The organism is Bacillus sp. D48C (genome assembly GCF_053345735.1).
In genome coordinates, this window is record NZ_JBKFAQ010000001.1 from 123455 (window position 1) to 147361 (window position 23907).

Here is a 23907-nt window from a genome sequence, read left to right on the forward strand (position 1 = left end):
TTCATATTAGTCATGCCACTTGCTGGAAAGGGCATATGAATCAAGCCTTTTCATACGTTTGTATTTCCTTTTTACATGATTTACAAAGGGTGGGTTTCTTCTGGAACATATGTAATCAACCGTTCATTTGACGTGCTTTACCTGCGCAAAAGGCACTGCTTAGTAAAAATAGTGTCGCGAATATAATGCTTACTAATGTAGCGTATGGAATTGCGCCTTTTAAGGAAAAGCCGACAGTGATTGAAGCGATGAATAAGAGGATAAATGTTGTTGTTAATTTTTTATATAGTTCCATAATATGTAGACCTCCAATTTATTTTTTAGTACAAGTTTTAAAATTGAATTCTATTATGTAGAAAATATAAGGAGTAGCTAAAGATGTGTAGTCTAGGAGTATAAGAAAGTGCACTTTCCTTTTTGTGGATTAGTATACTTATATTGTATCATGTCGCATGAGTGGCTTCATACATAATTGTGTAAAGATATGTATGATAAAATGAAGAAAAGTCTTTAAGAAAGGAAAGATAAAAAATGAGTGTAACTGAACATAAAAAACAAGCCCCAAAAGAAGTGCGTTGCAAGATTGTTACGATTTCCGATACACGTACGGAAGAAACGGATAAGAGCGGACAACTATTACATGAATTGTTAAAAGAAGCGGGCCATACAGTAACCTCTTATGAAATTGTAAAAGATGATAAAGAAAGTATTCAGCAAGCAGTGTTAGCTGGTTATCATAAGGAAGATGTAGATGTTGTATTAACAAATGGCGGTACTGGTATTACGAAGCGTGATGTAACAATTGAAGCAGTGTCAGCTCTATTAGATAAAGAGATTGTGGGGTTTGGTGAGTTGTTCCGCATGATTAGTTATTTAGAAGATATCGGGAGCAGCGCAATGTTAAGTAGAGCGATTGGGGGTACAATTGGGCGCAAAGTAGTTTTCTCGATGCCAGGATCGAGCGGGGCGGTTCGCCTTGCGATGAATAAATTAATTTTACCGGAATTAGGCCATATTACATTTGAGCTACATCGCCAATGAGTAGGTGGGCTGGAATTGTATTAGCGGGCGGTATGTCGAGTAGATTTGGTGAGCCGAAAGCGTTAGCGAGCTGGCAAGGTAGTACTTTTATTGAGCATATTTTGAAAGAGATGACAAGTGCGCTCCAAGAAGTTGTAGTCATTAGTCATTCTGATATAAAAGAGCGAGTAGAGCAATTCGTACAAGTTCCTGTTATAGAAGATATCCCGCACTATAAAGGGAATGGACCGCTGGCCGGTATTGTATCAGGAATGGAATACATAGAAGCAGATTGGTATGCTATTATGCCTTGCGATGCGCCAAATGTTTCGCATGAATGGTTTACCATTTTACTGGAGCAAACGAGCAATGAATATGATGCAGTTGTACCTATTATTAATGGAAGAAAACAGCCGCTACTTGCAGCGTATCATAACCGCGTGAAAGAAAAGATTTATGCTTTACTTCAGGAAGAGAAAAGAAGTATGGGGCAGCTTTTATCACAATGTAATGTGAAGTATGTTGCTGGAGAAGATGTACAAGCGAATACAGATTGGTTTATAAATGTAAATACAAAAGAAGAATATGTGCAGGCTCAAAAAGACCTTTCAAATGAATGAAAGGTTTTTTGATATACAGAATTGGGGAACAATTGCTGTATAAAGGTATGTGAGTAAGTTGATTTTAAGGGGAATTCTTAAAATCATTATACAGCAAAAACACTGTATAACCATATATTAATTTTTATGGGTTTTTATTACAAGTCTGTTTAGTTATGTTTATTTTTGCTATAATGAATATGGAAATAAATGATATTTCACCTTATGTATCATTCATTCAACTAAAATTTACAAGTGTGTAATAAACTCCCTTCGTTTTTTGAAGGGAGTTTTTCTGTTCAAGCAAGTAACTCTGATGCGGTATGCTGAAGGACTTCTTCATACTGGTTAAGTAAGCCGCGAAAGATCTCATCCCAGCTTTTTGATTTTGCAAAAGATGAAGCTGCTATTCCCATCTGCTCAAGTTTTTCTTCATTTTGCAATAAAGAATAAATGGATGATAGAAATGCATCCTCATTTTTAGGGGGACAAAGAATTCCCGTTTTTCCATCTGTAATAATATTTTTAACCCCGCCACTATTTGCACCAATGACAGGTGTGCCACATGCGAGTGATTCAAGTACGACATTTCCGAATGTTTCAGTAGCTGATGGAAATACCATTATGTTAGAACAAGCATATGCTTCAGCTAAATCTGCACTTTGTAAATAGCCAGTAAAAGTGACATTTGTTTGTGGAACAGCTTCACGCAAATTTGTTGCTAGAGGTCCGTCTCCTGCGATGAGCCAATGAATGTCGTTTCGAGTATGCGATGTTTTAACGATAAGGTTTTGCAACGTATCAATATCTTTTTCAGGAGCAATTCGTCCTACATAGGAAAGAACGTACTTCGCTGTAATATTATATTTTTTTCGGAATAGGTCTGTATTGTAAGCTGGATGAAAGAGTGTGCAATCTACACCACGTCCCCAAATGGAGAGGGCCTGAAAGCCTTTATTTTTTAATTGATGTAATGTTTCAGAGGAGGGAACAAAATTTTTTTGCATATGACTATGAAACCATTTTAAATAGTTCCAAAGCATATTGGAGAGAAATTCAATTTTGTAATAGCGTAAATACGCATCGAAATCAGTATGATAAGAACCGACAACTGGGATGTTTAACTTTTTGGCGTAATACAGTCCACAAAGTCCCATGTTGAAAGGTGTGGCAATGTGAATAATGTCAGGTTTAAAGGAATGAAGTTCCCGTTTAATACGCGGAGTAGGAAAAGAAAAGCGACATTCTGGATATAATATTGTTAACGGGATACTTCTCATCTTGTTCACATTAGCTACGAAATTATCTTCAGCTGTATGCTGAGGGGCGAAAACAGAATAGGCGATCTGTTCTTTCTGAAAGTAACTTGTTAATCGTTCTAACGTTTTCGCAACCCCGTTAACTTGTGGCGTAAAAGTATCGGTAAAAATGGCGACTCTCATCATATCACTCCTTTATGTGAAAAGTGGGATGAATTGATAAAAAGAGATGATGCCAGAGCAAGTGCCAAGGCACATGCCGACGAACACATCTGACGGATAGTGAAGTCCTAAATAAATACGTGAAATACCGACGCATAATGCTAACGGTAATAGGAAAGCAAGTAAGCTTGGATTATAGCAAATAAATGGAATGAAGACAGAGAAAACGGCTGTTGTATGACCAGACGGGAAAGAGTGGTCTTTTAATGGATGGACTGGATATTTCGCATCCTGAATTGTTAAATAAGGACGTTTTCGTGGATACCACCTTTTTAATATTTGTACAGGAATATGGCTAATTGCTAAAGAAATAGCAGTAGCGATTGCTGCTTGGTGTAAAGTCCCTTTTGCAAAAATTAAAAAGAAAAGTGTAAGTGCAATGGAGAAAGTAGCACCACCGATATGGGTAATATTGCTGAAAAAGATGTTTAATGTTTTTTGATCAAAGTAGCGATTAATTCCTTTAAAAATGTAACATTCTATTTTATATAATCCACTGACCTTCATGAAAATTCTCCTCCCTCGTTTACATATATATGGAGATATTAGCTTTTATTTTAATAAGATTTTATTGAGGGAGTAATAATATTTTGTAAAGAAAAAGTTAGATTTTATATAAAAAAAGCTGCCAATCTTATGGCAGCGGAAATTTACTTCTGTAATGATTTATAATATTGACTTTTTTCAACGTATTGCGTACGAATACGCTCCATATCTTTACGGTCTTCTTCTGTTAATTCACGAATGACTTTCGCGGGACGACCGAAAGCTAACGTGTTTGGTGGAATTTTCTTTCCTTGTGAAACGAGGCTTCCGGCACCGATAAAAGCTCCTTCGCCAATTTCAGCACCATCTAATATAATGGATCCCATTCCAATTAAAGCATCCTTTTTAATATGACAGCTATGTAAAATAACTTGATGCCCAACTGTAACATCATCTTCTAAAATAAGAGGATACTGAGGGCTTTGGTGGAGTGTACATTGGTCTTGTACATTTACTCGGTCTCCAATGATTGTTGCTGACACATCACCACGGATGACTGTATTAAACCAAATACTTGATTCCTCGCCAACGGAAACATCGCCTGTAATCGTAACATAGTCAGCGATAAAAGCACTACTCGCAATTTTCGGATTTTTTTCTTTGTAAGGATATATCATGTAAAGTCTTCCTTTCCTAGAGACTAGTTTTAGTGTATCAAATTATGAGAAAGAGTGAAATGGAGGAGGTCCATATGTGGAATTATGAAGCAGAGGAAGCGAAAGCTGTCATTGTTATCGTGCACGGCGCAATGGAATATCACGGACGTTACGAAGCCGTTGCGGAAATGTGGAATCACATCGGCTACCACGTCGTGATGGGGGACCTTCCGTCACATGGAACGACTTCAAGAAATAGAGGACATATTGATTCATTTGATGAATACATAGAGGAAGTTAAATTATGGGTGAAAGAAGCAAGAAAGTATAGGTTACCTATTTTTCTATTCGGTCATAGTATGGGTGGTCTTATCGTCATTCGTATGATGCAAGAAACGAAGAGAGAAGATGTAGAGGGTATTATTTTGAGTTCGCCTTGTTTAGGGGTAGTGACTGGACCCTCTGCTCCGCTTCAATTTGCTGCAAAAATATTAAATGTTGTGGCTCCAAAATTGCAATTTGCAACGAATCTTACGGTGGAAATGTCAACAAGGAATCATGAAGTGAGAGATGCAATGGAGAATGATTCATTGTTCTTGCGCAAAGTATCAGTACGTTGGTATAGTGAATTGATTAAGTCTATCGAAATTGCTCATAAAAAAATAGACGATTTTCCAGACGTTCCGCTCTTGCTAATGCAAGCATGTGAGGATAAACTTGTAGATAAAACACGTGTCCGCATGTGGTTTGATAATGTTAAAATAAGTGATAAGGCATATAAAGAATGGCCGAATTGTTATCATGAGTTATTAAATGAGTATGAGCGTGATGAAATTTTGAATTATATTCAGTCATTTACTGAAATGCATGTCAATAATATAGTAAAAACAAACAAATAAATCATTATTTGTACATTTAATAGAGGAGATGAAGGAAGAAGTGAACGTACCGAGTAATCCCATAACGCTCATGGCGAAAGTATACCGTGATGTGTTTCCGGTTGTACACCATGAGCTAGCGATGTGGAAAGAGCGTGCCTACCATATTCCGAATGATGAGCTTCATAGTCAGGCAATCGCAAGTATTGAGCATAAAACGTTTCATTGTGAGGGTGGTGGCATTTTATCGCTGCTAGCAAATGAACACCGAGAGGAATGTATTCGTTTTATCGTAGCGTATCAAACAATCAGTGACTATTTAGATAATTTATGTGATCGCAGTACATCACTTGATCCGAATGATTTTGCCGCTCTACATGAATCAATGTTAATGGCACTATCACCTGAAGTGGAAGGTGGCGGTAATTATTATCGTTATCGTGATGATCAAGATGATGGTGGTTATTTAGATGAACTTGTTGAAACGTGCCAAGATGTTTTAAAGAAAACAAAGCACTATGAAAAAATTGCTCCTGTTCTGCATGAACTTGCTTGTTATTATTGTGATTTGCAAATTCATAAACACGTGAAGTTAGAAGAAAGAGAGCCGCGCCTGAAAACTTGGTTTGAAGCACATAAAGAAAACTTACCTGAGATGAGTTGGTTTGAGTTTTCAGCATGTGCCGGTTCTACACTTGGAATTTTCTGTCTTGTAGCATATGCATTTCATGATGAATTACATGATGAAGATATTGCGAAAATTAGACAAGGGTACTTCCCTTACGTACAAGGACTTCATATCTTACTTGATTATTTCATCGATCAAGAAGAAGACCGTATAGGCGGGGATTTGAATTTCTGTAGTTATTATGAAAACGAGCAAGCTATATTAGATCGTATGAAACACTTTGTAGAAGAAGCAGAGAAGAGCATTGGTGATTTACCTCATGCGAAGTTTCATCGTCTCATAAGCCGAGGATTACTTGGTATTTATTTATCAGATCAAAAAGTATCAGCACAAAAGAATATGCACAAAATGGCACGGCGCATTGTAAAATACGGAGGCCTCACTTCACGATTCTTCTATTGGAACGGGAAGATGTACCGAAAGAAAATGGCGCAGTGATGAAGAAAACCACTCATGTAGAGTGGTTTTCTTTTTATTATGATCGTATTTTTGAAAATACATATATGAGAAGTTCAATCGCAAAAATAACTAAAACAGATAGTCCGAATAAAGGCATGACAGCGCCTAGTATAATCATCATGATAAAGAAAACGAGTACGCTTTTCTTATCTCTTTGCTTTGGAGGTGCTGCTAATTTTCCTTTTGGCTTTCTTGCTAACCACATTTTTACTCCGTAATAAATAAGAAGTAATAGAGATAATGTCGTTAGTAAGCATAATATTTTATTTGGCCATCCGAATAAATGTCCTTCGTGAAGTGGGATGCCGTAAGTGAACCATTGTGCAAGTAATCCATAATCACGATAGTCCGTTTTTGAAATGAGTTCCCCGCTATATTGATCAAAGTAAGCTGTTATCTCTTCACTTGGTGCAACATGCATACCTGTAATACCAGAACCGCTCGATTTCGAAACAGTGAATACACCTTTCGGATCAGCTGGTAGTGAAATAACATATGGCTTCTTTATTTCAATTCCTTTTTGTAATTCATCGACAGAAATTGCTTTCGGTTCATTTGAATTCGATTCAGGAGGAGCTTCTTTTCTTGTTGCCCACGGCAATTCTTTTACCTTTGATTCAGGCGGTGCCATGTACAATTTTGGATATCCGAGTGATTCATTAGAAGATGCAATTTTATAAATTTGGTTCCCCATAAATCCTGACCATGGCAATCCAGATGCGATTAGCAGAAAGAGAGGAATTGTAAATATAATACCGATAATAGAATGACGTCTTTTTGCCTTTTCTCGCTTATTGGATGATGGTGTGTTTTTGAATTGGCGTATACTCATGTACAATCCGGTTACAATTAAAAAGATTGTCCAGCATGCCGCAAGTTCTACAGTATAGTTGACGACAGTGCCACCAACTAAAAGAGAACTATGTACTTCCCGCATGATATTGGCAAACGTTTCACTTGCGTTTTGATCCCCAACAATTTGATTATTACTATCTAAATACACATATTTTTGTTGCCCAGTATACTCATTTGCAATCGTAAGTCTCGTATTATAATCCCCATTAAACTCACTAATTTTCGCCACGCTATAATGTGGATATTTTTTCTCTGTTAAGGAAATAGAATCAGCCATCGAAATAGATTCTGTTTGAGCGCTCTTTCCAAAATATAAATCTTTATAGATGAAATCTTCAACTTCCTCCCGAAATAAATACCCAATTCCGCTCAGTGACAAAGTAATAAGAAGCGGCGTAATAAAAAGTCCAGCATAAAAATGCCAACGCCAAAAAATGTAATGAAGCGAACGATTTACTTTCATACTTTCAGTTCCCCTAACCTTCCTTATATGAATAACTACTTATTTAATATAGCGAGATTAAGTGTGATTACTTTGAAAGAATTGTGAAGAAAGTTAAAAGTTTTTAGGGGTTTCAACGTTTATAAATGTTTCTTCTTATTTGATAAATACATTTCAACAACAGCATCAGCAAGACATTGAGAGGAATCAACAAAATCCTCACTAGCCACTACATTCAAATCAGTGCATGCGATAATTGCAGTATCTATTTCATCTCTCAGTTGTAAAACGAGCGTATTCCACAATTCGCGAGCTTCTTCAATCTCTCCAGATTTAATGCAAGTAATAATTTGATTAATGCTTTCCTGCCATTTTTCATGATGAATGTATTCTATATTACGCTTTGCAATCCCATCTTGGTAAATCCTAGCTTGAACAGTTGCTTCTGTTGCGAGAAGAGCGACTCTTTTTGTATTTTCAGGAATTGCTTGTAACGTTTCATCGACTATATTTAAAATCGGGATAGAAAGCGAACGCTGTAATTCTTCAAAATAAAGATGCGCCGTATTACACGGCATGGCAATAAAGCTTACGCCAGTACTTTCAAGTTTTTGTGCTCCGTCAATAATCGCTTTTTTCATCGCTCCGTGATCAATAGGGCGATCCATGTAAAACGGTGTTGGACACGAATAAATCATCATATGAGGAAAGTCCATATCATGCTTTGCTCCGTATATTGTTTGGCACCTTGCTACAACTGTATCGACGAATGGTCCAGTTGATTTTGGCCCCATTCCTGCTAGTATTCCGATCATTGGTTTATCTCCTTTAAGATTGTATATATCCATTATATAGGAGAATAAAAAAAGACGTGCAGTGAATGCACGTCTTTTTTTGTTACGTTTTGTCGAACAATCGATATATCCGAGAAATCGTTGATATATTGTAAGTTATGATAGATATATCGAAAAAATCGTTGATATATCCCGAGTTACGATAGATATAATTGAAAAATCGTTGATATATTACCCCGCATTAACGGGCAGTAAAACTCCCACCTTAAAATTCGCCTGGAGCAAAGAGGTTAGGTGGGAGATAAACTGCCCATAAATGCCCGATTGGTTCAACTAATAATCAGTGGGGATGCCCCCACTGATTAAAGTTTCACTTTATCGCTTTTCAATCGCCACAATAAATGGCGGGTTATTTTGCTGGTTAATGAAGCCATATCGTAGTACGTGAGCTTGTTTTTGGTCTAGTTTTTCAGCAAATGTAAGTACAGCGTCGCGTTCTACTTGTCCTTCTGGATGTCCGTGGTAAATGACAAGAACGATGATACCTTCAGGTGCCATTACTTCTAATAGTTGTTCGATCGCTGAGATTGTTGAGTTCGGTTTTGTAACGATATGCTTGTCTCCGCCTGGAAGGTAACCTAAGTTGAAAATTGCGCCTGTTACTTTTCCTTTTTCATTTTCTGGTAATACGGATAGAAGAGTATCGTGACTATCGTGAACTAAAACAGTACGTTCAAAAAGTTCTTTTTCTTTTAGACGAGTTGTTGAGCTTTCGATTGCCTCTTTTTGAATATCAAATCCAAATACTTTTCCGCTATCTCCAACGATTTCAGCTAGGAAGCAAGTGTCATGGCCGTTTCCTAAAGTTGCATCTACAGCGTAATCGCCTTCTTTTACTGCCGTTTGCAGAAGCGAGCGAGCAAACGGTAATACACGTTCTAATTTCATTTTTGTTTCTCCTCATTTGCATATTTTCCTTGCCAGCTTCCGCGGCGTACAAATTCTGCATCGATGGAATTTAATACTTCCCATTTATTTAAGCTCCACATTGGGCCAATCATTAAATCAGGCGGACCGTCACCTGTGATGCGGTGCACAATTACGTCTTCTGGAATCATTTCAAGTTGGTCAACAACGAGACTTACGTAATCTTCAAGAGAAAGGAACTCGAGTTGTCCTTTTTCATATTGCTTCACCATTGGCGTTCCTTTTAATAAGTGAAGTAAATGAATTTTAATTCCTTGTACGTCAAGCTTTGCTACTTCACGAGCTGTTTCCATCATCATGTCGTAATCTTCAAGTGGAAGACCATTAATAATATGAGAGCAAACTCTAATGCCATGCTTACGTAATTTATTTACACCTTCCACGTAAGATGGGTAATCATGAGCGCGATTAATAAGGTTTGCAGTTCGTTCGTGAACAGTTTGTAAACCGAGTTCAACCCAAAGGTATGTGCGTTTATTTAAGTCCGCTAAATATTCAACGACATCGTCTGGTAAGCAATCTGGACGAGTCGCGATAGAAAGACCGACAACGTCTTTTTCTGCTAGAAGCGGTTCGAATTTTTCTTTTAAAACTTCAAGTGGTGCATGTGTATTTGTGTACGCTTGGAAATAAGCAATACATTTTCCGTCTTTCCACTTTGAGCGCATTTTTTCTTTCATTTCATGATATTGCGTTATAACATCATCGCGGCGATCACCAGCGAAGTCACCAGATCCGGCAGCACTGCAAAATGTACAACCGCCGTAAGCAACTGTACCGTCCCGGTTCGGGCAATCGAAGCCAGCATCTAATGAAACTTTAAAGATTTTTTCACCAAATTCATTTCGTAAATGGTAATTCCATGTATGATAACGTTTATTGTCGTTTGTATATGGAAAAGGGTTTTGAACCTTCATTACTTTCCCTCCTAAGCCGAGTCAAAATGAAACAAAATCCATTATAACATACTCATAAGGTAGAGATGGAAGGGACACACTAAAGGGGAATTGAAGCAAGGAGGGACAATTATGGCAGAGCGTCAATCACTTGAATCGTATATTACACAAGCGGAACAAGCGGTGGAATATGCGAAAGAACAATTAGACCAAGGTATGAGACAAGAGCATTACAATACGATGGAGTATTCGGATGCGCAGTTACAATTAGAACAAGCATATAACGATTTACAAACGATGCAACAACATGCGAATGATGAGCAACGTGAGCAGTTAAATAGAGCACGTATGGCAATTCGCCAATTGCAACATCAAATGATTATTACACCGCACTAATAAGGAGTGAATGTAATGGCGAAACGTTCAGATCAAAATAATCCAGAGCAAAAAACGCAAAATGGACATAACGCTGAATTTTCGAATGAGCTTGATCCGATTGTTCAAGTAAAACAGCGTAATAGTAAAAAAGGACAACCGCAAAAATCGAAACAATCAGAGTAAACCAGGTCGAAATATGACCTGGTTTTATTTTGTTATATGACAATAATGTAAGATTACTGTAAGGTTTGTCGATAGTTGTGAGCAACTTTCTCCAGTAGAGTAAGGAAGGATTAAATTTTATACAAGGAGTTGCTTTATGGGGAACAATATTACAAACAAGCGAATTGATGAGTTAGATTACATTCGTGGCTTTGCACTACTAGGGATTATTTTAGTAAATATTCTCGCACTACTTAACATTAAAATTCCAGATCCTAATACAGTGGATGCTAGCTATCAAAGATTTTTATATTTATTTGTAGAAGGTCGTTTCTTCTCAATCTTCTCATTCTTATTTGGAGTGGGATTCTATATCTTTATTTCAAGAGCGATTGCGAAAGGGAAAAATGGCTATGTTTTATTTTTACGTCGCTTAGTAGCATTATTTATTTTTGGTTTAATTCATCACATGTTTCAGCCTGGAGAAGCATTAGCGTTATACGCAATTTGCGGGTTAATCGTTTTACCGTTTTATAAAGCGAAAAAAGAAGTGAACTTAGTACTAGGACTTATTTTGACAATTGCCTTCAGTGTAATGGGAGTTAAAGAGTTATTACCACTTGGCTTAATTTTATTAGGGCTTGCTGCAGGACAATATCGTGTATTTGAAAATCTCACGCAAAATATAAAGAAAGTCGCTATTTTTACAGGTGTTATGTTTGTTTTAAGTGTCGTAGCTGTATGGTATCAATACGGGCACGTTCCTGCTGAACCATTTATAAATATGATACTTGAGAATGATGATGGAACAATGAATGCTGCAGGCCAATTTTTAAAAATTGGTGTTACAGTAGGACCTATTATTTCAGCTTTCTATGTTGGAGCTTTAATTTTATTACTTCAATTAAAATCGGTTCAAACATTGTTAGCACCACTGAAATATTATGGACGAATGGCTTTAACAAATTATATTGGACAAACTGCAATGATTTTAATTGCGGGCAGTGTATTTAACTTTGCAGAAAACTTAACGTACATGCAGACGTTATATGTGTGTATTGCAATTTATGCAATTCAAATTTTGTTTAGCGTAATTTGGATGAAGGTCTTTAAAATGGGTCCACTAGAATGGATTTGGCGAGTTGTTACTTACTGGACGGTAACACCTTTAAAGAAATAAAGAGAGAAGTGGGTTGTTCCTTTTGTGGAACAGCCCATTTTTATTGTCATCTTTTTCGGTAAGTCGATATTACTTGTCGAATCGCTAATAAAATTTTCATTTATCAACGAACCTTACACACTCATCTTTTTTATATTACAAAAGTGTAAGGTAAATGTAATGTTAACAAATAGCAGTTCACTTCCAAAAAGCGCAAAATAGGTAATGGAAAAACAAGCGTAGGAGGATATATATGACGAAACCAGTTGTAGACGTGAAAAACGTCCAAAAAGTGTACGGTAAAAAAGGTGAGAACCAATCACATGCGTTAAAAGGTGTTTCATTCTCAATTCAAGAGGGTGAGTTTGTTGGAATTATGGGGCCATCTGGTTCTGGTAAAACGACATTGTTAAATGTAATTTCAACGCTTGATAAAGCAACGGGCGGCGTTGTTGAAATTGCAGGTACGGACATTACGAAAATGAAGCAAGGTGAACTTTCTGATTTTCGTTCACAAAAGTTAGGATTCATTTTTCAAGACTTCAACTTATTAGAGAACTTATCTATTTATGAAAACATTGCACTTCCACTTTCTCTTCAAGGTGTTTCATCACGTAACATTGGACCAAAAGTAGAAAAAGTAGCGGGTATGCTAGGGATTACAGAAATTCTTCAAAAGTATCCATCTGAAGTATCTGGTGGGCAGAAACAACGTTCAGCAGCAGCGCGCGCACTTGTGCATGAGCCAGCAATTATTTTAGGGGACGAGCCAACAGGAGCACTTGATTCTAAAAATGCAGCGAGTTTACTTGATGCGATGACAAACTTAAATGAAGAACAAGGCGTATCTATTATGATGGTTACACATGATCCGTATAGTGCAAGTTATTGTCAGCGAATTTTATTCATTCAAGATGGTGAGCTGTATAAAGAAATTCATCGCGGTGGTACGCGTGAAGAGTTCTACAAAGAAATTTTAGATGTACTTGCAGATTTAGGTACACAAAAAGCGTAAGAAAGGAGGTTCCAGTATGTTATTTAAACTTTCCATGTCGGGGCTGAAAAGTAAGCTGAAAGATTATATCGTCTTACTTGTCGGTCTTGTCATGTCGATTTCAATTTTTTACATGTTCCAAACGTTAGCGCTGAATAAAGCGTTTATCGAATCTAACTCAGTTATTCAATCAATTGGATTCGTATTCCAAGCAGGTTCATTTTTACTAGCTATTATAACGTTCTTCTATATTTTATATGCGAACTCTTTCTTATTATCTCTTCGTCAAAAAGAGTTCGGTATGTATATGATGCTAGGAGCAAAAAAGCATAAAGTTACATTACTTATGTTTATTGAAACGATCGTATTAGGCGCTGCGTCTCTTGCCATTGGTATTACAGTTGGTGTAGGACTTGCAGAGGGTATCGGACAATTATTAATGAAACAATTAGAATTTGCTGGTGAAGGCTATAAAGCATTTTACCTGCCATCTATGACTGTTACTTGCATCTTCTTCTTTGCGCTATTTGTATTATCAGCAATTATGAACAGTATTAAATTATCACGTATTTCTGTACTGCAACTTGTACATGCAGATGCACAAACAGAACGTGTTGTGGTAAAAGGAAAAATGACAGGTTTAGTTGCATTCCTAGCGGTTATTTTATTAGGTATTGGTTATGCAGCTATGATTAATATGGAAACATTAAGAGAAATGGGAATCCTTATTGCATTAGTTACAACAACAGCAGGTACTTATATGCTATTTGGATCACTCCTTCCAGTTATTATTAAAAAGTTAAAGAGTAATAAAAAGCGTAGTGAAAAAGGACTTAATGCTTTTACATTTGCACAATTAAATTTCCGTATTAATAGCTTAACAAAGGTACTTGCAACAGTAGCGATGTTAGTTGCTCTTGGAGCTGGTGCAATTTCAGGTGGTATGGCATTTAAAAATAACGTTATAAAAACGGTTGATGGATTTGAAATTTACGATTCAATTGTTCATAATCCTACAGCTGAAGAGAAGAAAATTTTAGATGGTATATCATTTAAAAATAAAGCTGAGTACCGTTATAAAGTAGACGACAAATATATTTATTATGTAAAAGAAGATTTAGAGAAACATAAGCCATTTATTCGAGATGGTGTAGGTAAAGAAAGTTTCGGTAAATATAAAGAAGTTTCAGGAGAAGCTCCAGTAGGTACAGTAGCAGGAGTGAGGTCAGAACAAGATAAAAATGAAAAAACAATGCCGGAAGAATGGGATGAGGCATTTAGAACAATCCAACCATATTATATATACCAAGATCGTGCCATTAAAGTTGTAGATCAAAAAATGTATGATACTGTAAATGGTAAAGAAGGAATCGTATTTACTGGAAAAACAGACGATTTCGTAGCATACACAAAAGAATGGAAAAAAATTGACGAGTTGCAGCTAGCTAAATATAAAAATGTAAAAGCTGAGCAAATGAGTAGTAAATATCAAGTGTATGACATGTTCTACGGTGTTGCGAGCGGAACAGTGTTTATGGGCTTCTTCCTTGGAATTGCTTTCTTAGCAATGATGGCAAGCTGTCTTATGTTCAAAATTCTTTCTGGTGCATCAAAAGATATTACGCGTTATCAAATGCTTCGTAAAATCGGTGTACGCCGTGAATTATTAACGAAATCAATTTATAAAGAGTTATTCTTAGTATTCTTATTCCCAGCAATTGTGGGTATCGCTCACGTATTAGTTGGTATGAATATTTTCGGATTTATTTTAGTCGATCCGTACTTCCGTATTTGGATACCAATCGTAATTTTCGTAGTTATTTACACGATTTATTACCTTATTACAGTTCAATTGTATAAAGGAATTGTTCTTCCGAAAGAAGATTAATAAAAAACCGAGCGAAATTGCTCGGTTTTTATTATTTTCAGAAAAAATACTTTAATGTTACTGAAATATATAATATAATGTAAATAAGTAACGTAATATAAAAGTAGAAGCAGCTGGATAAGGAAAGGAGGAATCCAATCTATAGAAAGAAGCTGAACTTTTATCCCCTATTTCTTTTCTAACCACAACGTATTTGTACAATCGTAAATTTCCAAATTGAAAATTGCTTGGATCACAAAAGTATATTGTGAAAATAATGGATAATACATGGAAATCTCATAGCATGATAAGGTAAAATGGACAACATGATGAGAAAATTACCGTTCATAAGATGAGGAGAATACATGTATGGAAGTTGTAGAGGCATTAAAAGATATAAGCCAAATTGAGGCTATGAAAAAATATTTAAAAGAGCACTCCCAGCGAGACTATCTTTTATTTGTTATTGGAATTAACACAGGATTAAAAATTACAGAACTACTTGGCATGAAATTTGAAGATGTATTAAATGAAGACGGGACTGTTAAAGAGTTTTATTCTCTTCCTGTGAAAGATGAAAAATTTAAACAAGATATTTATTTAAATACAAAAGTAAAAGAAGCGCTTTTAGATTACGTACAATCTATTGGCGTTAAAAGAGAAAATTACGTATTTCAATCTAATAAAACGCCAAATTCAATTACGCGCCAACAAGCGTATCGTGTAATTCATAATGCTGCAGAAGCAGTTGGAGTTGTTGGTAAGATCGGAACGAATTCAATGCGAAAAACGTTTGGATTTCATGCGTACAAAAGAGGGATAGCGATTGCGCTATTGCAAAAACATTTTCATCACGCGACTCCATCAGAGACGCTAAAGTATTTAGGTATCTCAAAGGATGAGACCTTTAAAACGGAGATTGATGTCGATTTATAAAAGCCGTAACTAAAAAAATTAGGAGGCGGAAAATATGAATATTAGAGAGAGTGAACTGCCAGGTATTGGATGTAAGTTTGAAGTGATTACAAAAGGTAATGAAAAGATGGTTATCGTTATTCATGATGATGGCCGAAGAGAAATGTACCATTTTGATGCTGATCATGAGGAGAGTATTTCAAGCGTCTCTCTTCGTGATTCTGAAGCGAGACAAATTGCAGCTATATTGGGCGGAATGGTGTATAGGCCACAAGCTTTAGATACGATTGAAATGGCCTTTGAAGGATTATCAATTGAGTGGTTTAAGGTGGAAAATAATGCACCAGTCGTACAAAAAACAATTGGTAGTTTACATGTCCGAAACACATATAATGTAACGATTATTGCCATTTTGAAAAAGAATATGAAGAAGTTCTTTAATCCAGGCCCAGATTCTATCATTGAAGCTGGCGATATGCTTGTATTATCAGGTGAAAGACATGAAGTAAAAAGAATTATTAATGAGTTGCTTTCAGTAGGAGGGGATTCATAATCGATGGATACTTTAATCTTTGAAGTTGGGACTGCGTTAGTATTAGTCGCTTTTGCAGCTATTCTCGCTGCAAAGTTAAAGTTCTCGATTATTCCGTTTCTCATTATACTCGGTATGCTAGTGGGGCCTCATGCCCCAGATTTAGGGCTTATCGATTTAAGATTTATTGAAAGCGGAGAAGTTATTTCCTTCCTTGGCCGTGTTGGCGTTATATTCCTCTTATTCTATTTAGGCTTAGAATTCTCAATTAAAAAATTAATTAAATCAGGAAAATCAATTGCTTTTGGGGGAACTGTTCATATATCGCTTAATTTTATATTAGGTTTACTTTACGGATATATAATGGGTTTCCCCTTATTAGAAACATTAATTATTGCTGGGATCATAACAATTTCATCGAGTGCAATTGTTGCGAAAGTAATTGTTGATTTAAGAAGATCTGGTAATAAAGAGACGGAACTAATTTTAGGAATCATTATGTTTGACGATATCTTTTTAGCGGTATATTTATCAGTCGTTTCAGGATTAGTACTCGGAGGGGCAACGTCATTTGTAGGTGCTCTCACATCCATTTTAATCGCAGTAGGGTATATGTTACTATTCTTTGTAGTTGCTAGAAAAGCTACAAGGTTTTTAAATAAAATGTTAGATATTTCGTCCAATGAAATTTTTATTATTGTAATATTCGCTATTTTGTTCTTTGTAGCAGGATTTTCAGAAACGATTCATGTTGCAGAGGCGATTGGAGCATTATTACTAGGACTCGTCTTTTCAGAAACGGAGCATAGTGATCGAATTGAACAGCTCGTTGTTCCGTTTCGTGATTTCTTTGGAGCTATATTCTTTTTCAGCTTCGGTTTAAGTATAGATCCATTTTCACTTGGAGGAGCAGTGTGGTTGGCATTAGGAGCAGTTTTTATTACTCTTATCGGTAATTTTACCGCTGGAATGGTTGCGGGGCGTAAAGCGGGATTATCGCATAAGGCTTCTACGAATATTGGTTTAACACTTGTATCACGCGGAGAGTTTTCCATTATCGTCGCGAATATTGGAATTGCGGGCGGCTTAATGGCAACGATTAAACCATTCTCAGCCCTGTATGTTTTAATATTGGCATCGTTAGGACCTTTGTTAACGAAAGAATCTGGGAGAATATATTCCGTATTAGATAAAATATTTAAATGGAGCGCTAAAGAACGTGCGAAGCGAGAAAAAGAAGTTGGATAATATAAATAAGGGGAGACTGTATGAAGTTCATACAGTCTCCCCTTATTTATATATTGTTACTGATGTCGTTTTTGTCGGTAAGTCAATATATTTTCAAACAGGGATCAGTATAATTTCATTTACCGATGAACCATTATCTGAATTTCATCAACTATTAATCAGTTGCCTTCCTATTTAAAAACGACTACAATTTTACTGTTATATATATGAACGAAAAAAATAGAATAGGAGGGGAAACTATGCCAAGGAAAGTATGGCTATTAGTAGCTGGGATGATTATTAATGTCACGGGTGCTTCTTTTTTATGGCCTTTTAATACAATTTATTTGCATGATCACCTAGGAAAATCTTTATCTGTGGCCGGAATGGTATTAATGATCAACTCGCTTACTGGTGTAATCGGAAACTTGCTCGGCGGTGTTTTATTTGATAAATGGGGCGGTTATAAATCAACTTTAGTAGGAATTGTTATTACACTTGTATCAATTTTAGGTCTTGTGTTCTTCCACGGTTGGCCGTTATATGTTGTGTGGCTAGCGTTAATCGGCTTCGGTTCTGGAATGGTCTTCCCATCGATGTATGCGATGGTTGGTACGGTTTGGCCAGAGGGCGGAAGACGGGCATTTAATGCGATGTACGTTGGACAAAATGTTGGTATTGCGATTGGAACAGCGTGTGGTGGATTAGTTGCATCATATCGTTTTGATTATATTTTCTTAGCGAATTTTATTTTATATTTTGTTTTCTTCTTAATTGCTTTTATTGGATTCCGTGGTATGGAAGACAAGAAAGAGCCAGGAGTGCAAAAGGAAATCGAAACGAAAAAAGGTTGGTCACTTACACCTGGATTTAAAGCACTTCTGATCGTGTGTGTAGCATATGCTTTATGCTGGGTTACATACGTACAGTGGCAAGGAGCGATTGCAACACATATGCAAGAATTGAATATTAGCCTTCGTCATTATAGTTTATTATGGACGATAAATGGAGCTATGATTGTTTGTGCGCAGCCACTTGTTAGTATGCTAATTCGCTGGATGAAGCGTTCTTTAAAACAGCAAATTATGATTGGAATCTTCATTTTTGCGGCGTCATTCATTGTGTTAAGTCAAGCGCAGCAATTTACGATGTTCCTCGTTGCGATGGTAACATTAACAATCGGTGAATTATTTGTGTGGCCAGCAGTTCCGACGATTGCAAATATACTTGCACCAAAAGATAAACTAGGTTTTTATCAAGGTGTTGTAAATAGCGCGGCGACTGTAGGGAAAATGTTCGGGCCGGTCGTTGGCGGAGCGATTGTTGATTTATACAATATGGAAGTATTGTTTATAGCAATCATGGTAATGCTTGTAGTAGCGCTTATAGCAACGAGCATGTATGATAAACGAGTAAAAGTAGAAGAAACAGTTGAAGAAAAAATTGCAGTTTAGTTTGACGGAACATGTAACATGTTTTAGAATATATTTAAATAAAACAACCTTTAGAACAAGGGAGATAGCTCGGCTGTCTTAAGACGAATTCGTTAGTTATTAAAAGTAACGATTAACCGAGAAGCCCCGCTTTAAGTAAGCTTTTTAGAGATACTAAGTGGAGGGTAGTTCACATTAACTCATATGTGTAATAACAGTGAGAAGGAGTAGTAGTAATAGAAGCTGGTTTAGAGAGTTGACGGTCGGTGCAAGTCAATCCACGTTTCGTTATGAACTCGCCTTTGAGTTGCAGTTGTGAAACTAATAGTAGCAATTGCCGTTAATCCACGTTACGGATCTAAGCGAATGTATATTTTTACATTAATTTAGGGTGGTACCGCGGGAATCTATAACCTCTCGTCCCTTTCTAGGGATGAGAGGTTTTTTGTATTTTGGGCGGTGAAAATAAATAGAATTTCAAGGAGGGTATCTCATGAGCTTTAATCATCAAGATATTGAGAAGAAGTGGCAAGGGTACTGGGAAGAGAATAAAACATTCCGTACGCCAGATGAGACAGAAAAACCAAAATTTTATGCACTAGATATGTTCCCATATCCATCAGGTGCAGGCCTACACGTAGGACATCCAGAAGGTTATACAGCGACAGATATTTTATCTCGTATGAAGCGTATGCAAGGGTATAACGTTCTTCATCCAATGGGATGGGATGCATTTGGTCTTCCAGCAGAGCAATATGCACTTGATACTGGAAATAGCCCAGCTGAATTTACAGAGCATAATATTAATACGTTCCGTAACCAAATTAAATCACTAGGTTTCTCTTATGATTGGGACCGTGAAGTAAATACAACAGATCCAAACTACTATAAGTGGACACAATGGATCTTCTTAAAACTATTTGAAAAAGGCTTAGCTTACGTTGATGAAGTACCTGTAAACTGGTGTCCAGCACTTGGTACAGTACTTGCAAATGAAGAAATCATTGACGGTAAGAGTGAGCGTGGTGGACATCCAGTTGAGCGTCGTCCGATGAGACAGTGGATGTTAAAAATTACAGCTTACGGAGATCGTCTATTAGAAGATCTAGATGAGCTTGATTGGCCAGAAAGCTTAAAAGATATGCAACGTAACTGGATCGGTCGTTCTGAAGGTGCAGAAGTACACTTCAATATCGATGGTACAGACGAGAAGTTCACAGTATTCACAACGCGCCCTGATACACTATTTGGTGCAACATACTGTGTACTAGCTCCGGAACATGCACTTGTTGCAGAAATTACAACAGCAGAACAAAAAGAAGCGGTAGAAGCTTACATTAACGCTGTAAAAATGAAGAGTGACCTAGAGCGTACAGAACTTGCGAAAGAGAAAACTGGTGTATTCACTGGTGCTTACGCAGTTAACCCAGTAAACGGTGAGAAATTACCAATCTGGATTGCTGACTATGTTCTTGCAACTTACGGAACAGGTGCCGTAATGGCAGTTCCAGCTCATGATGAGCGTGACTATGAATTCGCATCAGTATTCAATCTTCCGATGAAGGAAGTTGTAAAAGGCGGAGATATTACGAAAGAAGTGTACACAGGTGATGGTGCACACGTAAACTCAGCATTCCTTGATGGATTAAATAAAGAAGAAGCAATCGCAAAAATGATTGAATGGCTTGAAGTAACGAGCGCAGGAAATCAAAAAGTAACGTACCGTCTGCGTGACTGGTTATTCAGCCGTCAACGTTACTGGGGTGAGCCAATTCCGGTAATTCACTGGGAAGATGGGACAATGACAGCTGTGAAGGAAGAAGAATTACCATTAGTTCTTCCGAAAACAGAAAACATCCGTCCTTCAGGTACAGGTGAATCACCACTTGCTAACATTGACGAGTGGGTAAATGTTGTTGATCCTGAGACTGGTAAAAAAGGTCGTCGTGAAACAAATACAATGCCACAATGGGCTGGTAGCTGCTGGTATTACCTACGTTACATCGATCCAAACAATAGCGAAGCACTTGTAGATCCTGAAAAAGTAAAACAATGGCTTCCAGTTGATATTTATATCGGCGGAGCAGAGCATGCTGTACTTCACCTACTATATGCTCGTTTCTGGCATAAAGTATTATACGATATCGGGGTAGTTCCAACGAAAGAGCCGTTCCAACAATTATTCAACCAAGGTATGATTTTAGGTGAAAACAACGAGAAAATGAGTAAATCAAAAGGTAACGTTGTAAACCCTGATGATATCGTAGCAAGCCACGGTGCAGATACACTTCGTCTATACGAAATGTTCATGGGACCATTAGATGCTTCAATCGCTTGGTCTGAAAATGGTCTTGACGGAGCTCGTCGTTTCCTAGACCGCGTATGGCGTCTATTCGTTCAAGATAACGGTGAATTAAGTGAGAAAATTACTGACGCACCAAATAAAGAGCTTGAAAAAGCTTACCACCAAACAGTGAAGAAAGTAACAGAAGACTATGCAGAGCTTCGCTTCAACACAGCGATTTCTCAAATGATGGTATTCATCAATGATGCATACAAAGCTGAAACACTTCCGAAAGAATATGTAGAAGGTTTCGTAAAAATGATCGCACCAGTTGCACCTCACATCGGGGAAGAGCTATGGAGCAAACTTGGATATAATGAAACAATCACATATGCAAGCTGGCCAATATTTGATGAGTCTAAACTTGTAGAAGATGAAGTTGAAATCGTTGTTCAAGTTATGGGTAAAGTTCGCGCAAAACTAACAATGAGTAAAGACGCATCAAAAGAAGAAATGGAACAACTTGCACTTGAAGCAATTCAAGACCAAATTGAAGGGAAAACAGTTCGTAAAGTAATTGTTGTTCCTGGAAAACTTGTTAACGTTGTTGCAAACTAATTCATTCTAAATAAAAGCTCAGAGCATTTATGCTCTGAGCTTTTTTGTGTAGAAAATAATCTCTGAATCACTTTAGTCTAAGTTTTCAATTATTCCACTACGTATAAATAAAAGAGCGGAATTCCCATACAGACAAACACCTATTTTTCTATAGGAAATATGATAAAAAAGGTAGGCTAAATTGAGTAGAAGAGGTGAAAGGAATGAAAGGGATGGACAATAATGCACCACATGGCTTCTTCGGAGGTGAATCGGATAGTTATGAACAAATGATGTTAATGGGAGGGGCTGGCCAACAAGGAGACGGTGGAATTCCGAGCTGGATGGGTGGAGCAGCAGGAGGGTTCCAAACATCGGTAGCTGGCATGCAAACTGGAATGCCTACATCAATGGGGGGCTTTTCGACATCAGGGGGTGGAATGCCTACAGTAACAGGAGGATTTCCGACATCAGTAGCTGGCGTACAGACAGGATTTCCAGTAGGAGCACCAACTACATTTCCTTCTTTCGTTGGAGGAGTGCAGACAGGATTCCCGGTACCGGGAGTGGGTGTTGTAGCTGGAGGAATAGGTGGGTATCCGCAAGTTGTTCACGGTCATCATGGACATCACCATCATCAAGGCCAACATGGTCATCATGGACACCATCATCACCAAGGTCACCACGGTCATCATGGACATCATCATCACCAAGGTCACCACGGTCATCATGGACATCATCATCACCAAGGTCACCACGGTCATCATGGACACCATCATGACCAAGGTCACCACGGTCATCAACAACAAGTACATCACCACGGTCACCACCACATTCATCCGCAAGCTGTTCTTTATCAAACTCACCAAGGCCATCAAGGCCATCAAGGCCATCAAGGCCATCAAGGCCATCAAGGCCATCAAGGCCATCAAGGCCATCAAGGCCATCAAGGCCATCAAGGCCATCACGGCCACCAAGGCCACCAAGGCCACCAAGGTCACCAAGGTCACCAAGGTCACCAAGGTCACCAAGGTCACCAAGGTCACCAAGGTCACCAAGGTCACCAAGGTCACCAAGGTCACCAAGGTCACCACGGTCATCAAGGCCAACATGGTCAACAGCACCAACAGCACCAACAGCACCAACAGCACCAACAATACCAACAATATCAACAGCAACAATCTTCTCCTTGGGCAGGTGGAATTGGAGCAGGAGCAGCAGGGGCAGCGGCAGGAGCAGCTAGCATTAGTGGAGCAGCAGGACACGCGGGACACGTGGGTCATTAATGAATTGCAGAAAAAAGACATAATAAAAAACTGCTAGGAAATCCTAGCAGTTTTTTTCAGCTTCTTTGCGCTGACGTTCGATTTCAGCACGAAGTTGTGGTTCTGGTGCTTGCCAGCCTTCTGGTTTTAGAATTTTGCCATCGCCTTCACGGAATCGGGGTTTTCCATCAGGGAATAGTTTTGCCATGTTTGCGTTATTTACAATTTCAAATCCTTTATCAGGACGTACGCCCATTTCGGCAAACGTTCCGAATGCAAAGTAAATAAGGTCAATCAGTGCATCGTATTGATCTTCAACAGTCGTTGCTTCTAGAAATTCTTCTAGCTCTTCTTGCATAAAACTTGCACGAATTTTTGCACGCTCTTCTGTTAGTTTTGTTGGAGTATTTTTCACAGGATGTCCGAACTCTTCATGCATTTTTGCAACAAGTTCGAATCCTTTATCTAAACCTTTTTCGTTTGCCATGTTGTTTCATCCTTTCTCGTTTTCTGCCGAATTTCATTGTAACATAAGGTGATTATGAAATGAAAAGAACATCTTATCGAAATAAGATGTTCGCTTGTTATTCTTCTTTTTTTATTAAAAGGGATAAAATAAGATCGATGCCAAAAATACCGACGAGTAACATTGGTATAACGACAAGTAAATAACGTGTGAAGGAAACATTTTTTAAGTATGTATGAGCAAATAAAAAGACGCCGAGAAATAAAATACCATTTAAAATAGGCTTTACTAATTTTTTAGACATAAGCTCCCCCATAAATATCTTCTCTCTCTATTTGATAATAAAAAACTCCTCTCTCCGTTGTATCATGCTGGAGAGAGGAGTTC

The 23907-nt window shown here is 37.6% G+C and carries 25 protein-coding genes and 1 other annotated feature; of the genes, 15 read left to right on the top strand and 10 right to left on the bottom strand.

Features of this window, described 5'->3' with window-relative positions; genetic code table 11:
- Nucleotides 1-115: 115 nt before the first annotated feature.
- Nucleotides 116-295, bottom strand: a complete 180-nt coding sequence (locus ACLBXA_RS00720; RefSeq protein WP_000424798.1) for a hypothetical protein — start codon at nucleotides 293-295, stop codon at nucleotides 116-118.
- Between the two features lie 236 nt (nucleotides 296-531).
- On the opposite strand from ACLBXA_RS00720, the gene ACLBXA_RS00725 reads away from it, so the two are divergent.
- Together ACLBXA_RS00725 and ACLBXA_RS00730 are read left to right on the top strand one after the other, a co-directional pair.
- On the top strand, nucleotides 532-1041 hold the full coding sequence (locus ACLBXA_RS00725) for a MogA/MoaB family molybdenum cofactor biosynthesis protein (protein ID WP_000117130.1): 510 nt from the start codon (nucleotides 532-534) through the stop codon (nucleotides 1039-1041).
- On the top strand, nucleotides 1038-1640 hold the full coding sequence (locus ACLBXA_RS00730; RefSeq protein ID WP_000092360.1) for a molybdenum cofactor guanylyltransferase: 603 nt from the start codon (nucleotides 1038-1040) through the stop codon (nucleotides 1638-1640). The genes ACLBXA_RS00725 and ACLBXA_RS00730 overlap by 4 nt, the downstream gene beginning before the upstream one ends.
- A gap of 278 nt (nucleotides 1641-1918) precedes the next feature.
- On the opposite strand, the gene ACLBXA_RS00735 is transcribed toward ACLBXA_RS00730, so the two are convergent.
- The 3 genes from ACLBXA_RS00735 to ACLBXA_RS00745 form a co-directional block, all read right to left on the bottom strand.
- Nucleotides 1919-3061, bottom strand: a complete 1143-nt coding sequence (locus ACLBXA_RS00735) for a glycosyltransferase family 4 protein (RefSeq protein ID WP_001261652.1) — start codon at nucleotides 3059-3061, stop codon at nucleotides 1919-1921.
- A gap of 12 nt (nucleotides 3062-3073) precedes the next feature.
- Complete coding sequence (locus tag ACLBXA_RS00740; protein WP_000868582.1) at nucleotides 3074-3607, bottom strand: phosphatase PAP2 family protein; 534 nt, start codon at nucleotides 3605-3607, stop codon at nucleotides 3074-3076.
- Between the two features lie 143 nt (nucleotides 3608-3750).
- Nucleotides 3751-4263: a gamma carbonic anhydrase gene (locus ACLBXA_RS00745; protein WP_086403252.1), complete on the bottom strand. Its 513-nt coding sequence runs from the start codon at nucleotides 4261-4263 to the stop codon at nucleotides 3751-3753.
- A 74-nt stretch (nucleotides 4264-4337) separates the two neighbouring features.
- Between ACLBXA_RS00745 and ACLBXA_RS00750 the strand changes: the two genes are divergently transcribed.
- On the top strand, nucleotides 4338-5141 hold the full coding sequence (locus tag ACLBXA_RS00750) for an alpha/beta hydrolase (RefSeq protein ID WP_063675885.1): 804 nt from the start codon (nucleotides 4338-4340) through the stop codon (nucleotides 5139-5141).
- A 40-nt stretch (nucleotides 5142-5181) separates the two neighbouring features.
- Entirely contained in the window at nucleotides 5182-6246 is a 1065-nt protein-coding gene (locus tag ACLBXA_RS00755; RefSeq protein ID WP_001102476.1) for a tetraprenyl-beta-curcumene synthase family protein, read from the top strand.
- 37 nt (nucleotides 6247-6283) lie between these two features.
- Here ACLBXA_RS00755 and ACLBXA_RS00760 read toward each other — a convergent pair whose 3' ends face one another.
- The 4 genes from ACLBXA_RS00760 to ACLBXA_RS00775 all read right to left on the bottom strand — a co-directional run bounded on the left by ACLBXA_RS00760 (nucleotide 6284) and on the right by ACLBXA_RS00775 (nucleotide 10262).
- Complete coding sequence (locus tag ACLBXA_RS00760) at nucleotides 6284-7585, bottom strand: PepSY-associated TM helix domain-containing protein (protein WP_086403251.1); 1302 nt, start codon at nucleotides 7583-7585, stop codon at nucleotides 6284-6286.
- Between the two features lie 119 nt (nucleotides 7586-7704).
- The gene (locus ACLBXA_RS00765) at nucleotides 7705-8379 is read right to left on the bottom strand and encodes an aspartate/glutamate racemase family protein (RefSeq protein WP_000579346.1); all 675 of its coding nucleotides are present in this window, start codon (nucleotides 8377-8379) and stop codon (nucleotides 7705-7707) included.
- A gap of 354 nt (nucleotides 8380-8733) precedes the next feature.
- Nucleotides 8734-9306 (bottom strand): class I SAM-dependent methyltransferase, encoded by a 573-nt coding sequence (locus ACLBXA_RS00770; RefSeq protein WP_086403250.1) that lies wholly within the window; start codon nucleotides 9304-9306, stop codon nucleotides 8734-8736.
- Entirely contained in the window at nucleotides 9303-10262 is a 960-nt protein-coding gene (locus ACLBXA_RS00775; protein ID WP_000868035.1) for a TIGR01212 family radical SAM protein, read from the bottom strand. The genes ACLBXA_RS00770 and ACLBXA_RS00775 overlap by 4 nt, the downstream gene beginning before the upstream one ends.
- 111 nt (nucleotides 10263-10373) lie before the next feature.
- Between ACLBXA_RS00775 and ACLBXA_RS00780 the strand changes: the two genes are divergently transcribed.
- The 11 genes from ACLBXA_RS00780 to ACLBXA_RS00830 all read left to right on the top strand — a co-directional run bounded on the left by ACLBXA_RS00780 (nucleotide 10374) and on the right by ACLBXA_RS00830 (nucleotide 23075).
- Nucleotides 10374-10637 (top strand): YtzC family protein, encoded by a 264-nt coding sequence (locus ACLBXA_RS00780; RefSeq protein ID WP_000840869.1) that lies wholly within the window; start codon nucleotides 10374-10376, stop codon nucleotides 10635-10637.
- A gap of 15 nt (nucleotides 10638-10652) precedes the next feature.
- Nucleotides 10653-10802, top strand: coding sequence for a hypothetical protein (locus tag ACLBXA_RS00785; RefSeq protein WP_001129340.1), 150 nt, complete (start codon nucleotides 10653-10655; stop codon nucleotides 10800-10802).
- A 136-nt stretch (nucleotides 10803-10938) separates the two neighbouring features.
- Nucleotides 10939-11961 (top strand): DUF418 domain-containing protein, encoded by a 1023-nt coding sequence (locus ACLBXA_RS00790; protein WP_086403249.1) that lies wholly within the window; start codon nucleotides 10939-10941, stop codon nucleotides 11959-11961.
- A gap of 232 nt (nucleotides 11962-12193) precedes the next feature.
- Complete coding sequence (locus ACLBXA_RS00795) at nucleotides 12194-12955, top strand: ABC transporter ATP-binding protein (RefSeq protein ID WP_000165855.1); 762 nt, start codon at nucleotides 12194-12196, stop codon at nucleotides 12953-12955.
- 16 nt (nucleotides 12956-12971) lie between these two features.
- Complete coding sequence (locus tag ACLBXA_RS00800; protein ID WP_000897786.1) at nucleotides 12972-14822, top strand: FtsX-like permease family protein; 1851 nt, start codon at nucleotides 12972-12974, stop codon at nucleotides 14820-14822.
- A 348-nt stretch (nucleotides 14823-15170) separates the two neighbouring features.
- Complete coding sequence (locus tag ACLBXA_RS00805) at nucleotides 15171-15737, top strand: tyrosine-type recombinase/integrase (RefSeq protein ID WP_000454200.1); 567 nt, start codon at nucleotides 15171-15173, stop codon at nucleotides 15735-15737.
- A 34-nt stretch (nucleotides 15738-15771) separates the two neighbouring features.
- Nucleotides 15772-16269: a cation:proton antiporter regulatory subunit gene (locus tag ACLBXA_RS00810; protein WP_001026053.1), complete on the top strand. Its 498-nt coding sequence runs from the start codon at nucleotides 15772-15774 to the stop codon at nucleotides 16267-16269.
- A 3-nt stretch (nucleotides 16270-16272) separates the two neighbouring features.
- Entirely contained in the window at nucleotides 16273-17496 is a 1224-nt protein-coding gene (locus ACLBXA_RS00815) for a cation:proton antiporter (protein WP_000380177.1), read from the top strand.
- A 239-nt stretch (nucleotides 17497-17735) separates the two neighbouring features.
- Complete coding sequence (locus ACLBXA_RS00820; protein WP_001137549.1) at nucleotides 17736-18929, top strand: MDR family MFS transporter; 1194 nt, start codon at nucleotides 17736-17738, stop codon at nucleotides 18927-18929.
- A 187-nt stretch (nucleotides 18930-19116) separates the two neighbouring features.
- Nucleotides 19117-19336, top strand: a binding site (T-box leader).
- 65 nt (nucleotides 19337-19401) lie between these two features.
- On the top strand, nucleotides 19402-21810 hold the full coding sequence (gene leuS, locus ACLBXA_RS00825; RefSeq protein ID WP_000009441.1) for a leucine--tRNA ligase: 2409 nt from the start codon (nucleotides 19402-19404) through the stop codon (nucleotides 21808-21810).
- A gap of 203 nt (nucleotides 21811-22013) precedes the next feature.
- The gene (locus ACLBXA_RS00830) at nucleotides 22014-23075 is read left to right on the top strand and encodes a hypothetical protein (RefSeq protein ID WP_447617078.1); all 1062 of its coding nucleotides are present in this window, start codon (nucleotides 22014-22016) and stop codon (nucleotides 23073-23075) included.
- A 43-nt stretch (nucleotides 23076-23118) separates the two neighbouring features.
- Here the strand turns inward: ACLBXA_RS00830 and ACLBXA_RS00835 are convergent, their stop codons facing one another.
- Both ACLBXA_RS00835 and ACLBXA_RS00840 read right to left on the bottom strand, forming a co-directional pair.
- A complete protein-coding gene (locus tag ACLBXA_RS00835; RefSeq protein WP_001262632.1) occupies nucleotides 23119-23541 on the bottom strand; it encodes a pyrophosphohydrolase domain-containing protein in 423 nt (140 codons plus the stop codon).
- 97 nt (nucleotides 23542-23638) lie between these two features.
- Nucleotides 23639-23824 carry a hypothetical protein gene (locus ACLBXA_RS00840; RefSeq protein WP_000038780.1) on the bottom strand — a complete coding sequence of 62 codons (186 nt, stop codon included), beginning with the start codon at nucleotides 23822-23824 and terminating at the stop codon, nucleotides 23639-23641.
- Nucleotides 23825-23907: the final 83 nt, after the last annotated feature.

Bases quoted from the DNA above. Each gene is read 5' to 3' on its own strand.
- ACLBXA_RS00720 (WP_000424798.1), bottom strand. From the start codon at position 295: ATGGAACTATATAAAAAATTAACAACAACATTTATCCTCTTATTCATC.
- ACLBXA_RS00725 (WP_000117130.1), top strand. From the start codon at position 532: ATGAGTGTAACTGAACATAAAAAACAAGCCCCAAAAGAAGTGCGTTGC.
- ACLBXA_RS00730 (WP_000092360.1), top strand. From the start codon at position 1,038: ATGAGTAGGTGGGCTGGAATTGTATTAGCGGGCGGTATGTCGAGTAGA.
- ACLBXA_RS00735 (WP_001261652.1), bottom strand. From the start codon at position 3,061: ATGAGAGTCGCCATTTTTACCGATACTTTTACGCCACAAGTTAACGGG.
- ACLBXA_RS00740 (WP_000868582.1), bottom strand. From the start codon at position 3,607: ATGAAGGTCAGTGGATTATATAAAATAGAATGTTACATTTTTAAAGGA.
- ACLBXA_RS00745 (WP_086403252.1), bottom strand. From the start codon at position 4,263: ATGATATATCCTTACAAAGAAAAAAATCCGAAAATTGCGAGTAGTGCT.
- ACLBXA_RS00750 (WP_063675885.1), top strand. From the start codon at position 4,338: ATGTGGAATTATGAAGCAGAGGAAGCGAAAGCTGTCATTGTTATCGTG.
- ACLBXA_RS00760 (WP_086403251.1), bottom strand. From the start codon at position 7,585: ATGAAAGTAAATCGTTCGCTTCATTACATTTTTTGGCGTTGGCATTTT.
- ACLBXA_RS00765 (WP_000579346.1), bottom strand. From the start codon at position 8,379: ATGATCGGAATACTAGCAGGAATGGGGCCAAAATCAACTGGACCATTC.
- ACLBXA_RS00770 (WP_086403250.1), bottom strand. From the start codon at position 9,306: ATGAAATTAGAACGTGTATTACCGTTTGCTCGCTCGCTTCTGCAAACG.
- ACLBXA_RS00775 (WP_000868035.1), bottom strand. From the start codon at position 10,262: ATGAAGGTTCAAAACCCTTTTCCATATACAAACGACAATAAACGTTAT.
- ACLBXA_RS00780 (WP_000840869.1), top strand. From the start codon at position 10,374: ATGGCAGAGCGTCAATCACTTGAATCGTATATTACACAAGCGGAACAA.
- ACLBXA_RS00785 (WP_001129340.1), top strand. From the start codon at position 10,653: ATGGCGAAACGTTCAGATCAAAATAATCCAGAGCAAAAAACGCAAAAT.
- ACLBXA_RS00790 (WP_086403249.1), top strand. From the start codon at position 10,939: ATGGGGAACAATATTACAAACAAGCGAATTGATGAGTTAGATTACATT.
- ACLBXA_RS00795 (WP_000165855.1), top strand. From the start codon at position 12,194: ATGACGAAACCAGTTGTAGACGTGAAAAACGTCCAAAAAGTGTACGGT.
- ACLBXA_RS00800 (WP_000897786.1), top strand. From the start codon at position 12,972: ATGTTATTTAAACTTTCCATGTCGGGGCTGAAAAGTAAGCTGAAAGAT.
- ACLBXA_RS00805 (WP_000454200.1), top strand. From the start codon at position 15,171: ATGGAAGTTGTAGAGGCATTAAAAGATATAAGCCAAATTGAGGCTATG.
- ACLBXA_RS00810 (WP_001026053.1), top strand. From the start codon at position 15,772: ATGAATATTAGAGAGAGTGAACTGCCAGGTATTGGATGTAAGTTTGAA.
- ACLBXA_RS00815 (WP_000380177.1), top strand. From the start codon at position 16,273: ATGGATACTTTAATCTTTGAAGTTGGGACTGCGTTAGTATTAGTCGCT.
- ACLBXA_RS00820 (WP_001137549.1), top strand. From the start codon at position 17,736: ATGCCAAGGAAAGTATGGCTATTAGTAGCTGGGATGATTATTAATGTC.
- leuS (WP_000009441.1), top strand. From the start codon at position 19,402: ATGAGCTTTAATCATCAAGATATTGAGAAGAAGTGGCAAGGGTACTGG.
- ACLBXA_RS00830 (WP_447617078.1), top strand. From the start codon at position 22,014: ATGAAAGGGATGGACAATAATGCACCACATGGCTTCTTCGGAGGTGAA.
- ACLBXA_RS00835 (WP_001262632.1), bottom strand. From the start codon at position 23,541: ATGGCAAACGAAAAAGGTTTAGATAAAGGATTCGAACTTGTTGCAAAA.
- ACLBXA_RS00840 (WP_000038780.1), bottom strand. From the start codon at position 23,824: ATGTCTAAAAAATTAGTAAAGCCTATTTTAAATGGTATTTTATTTCTC.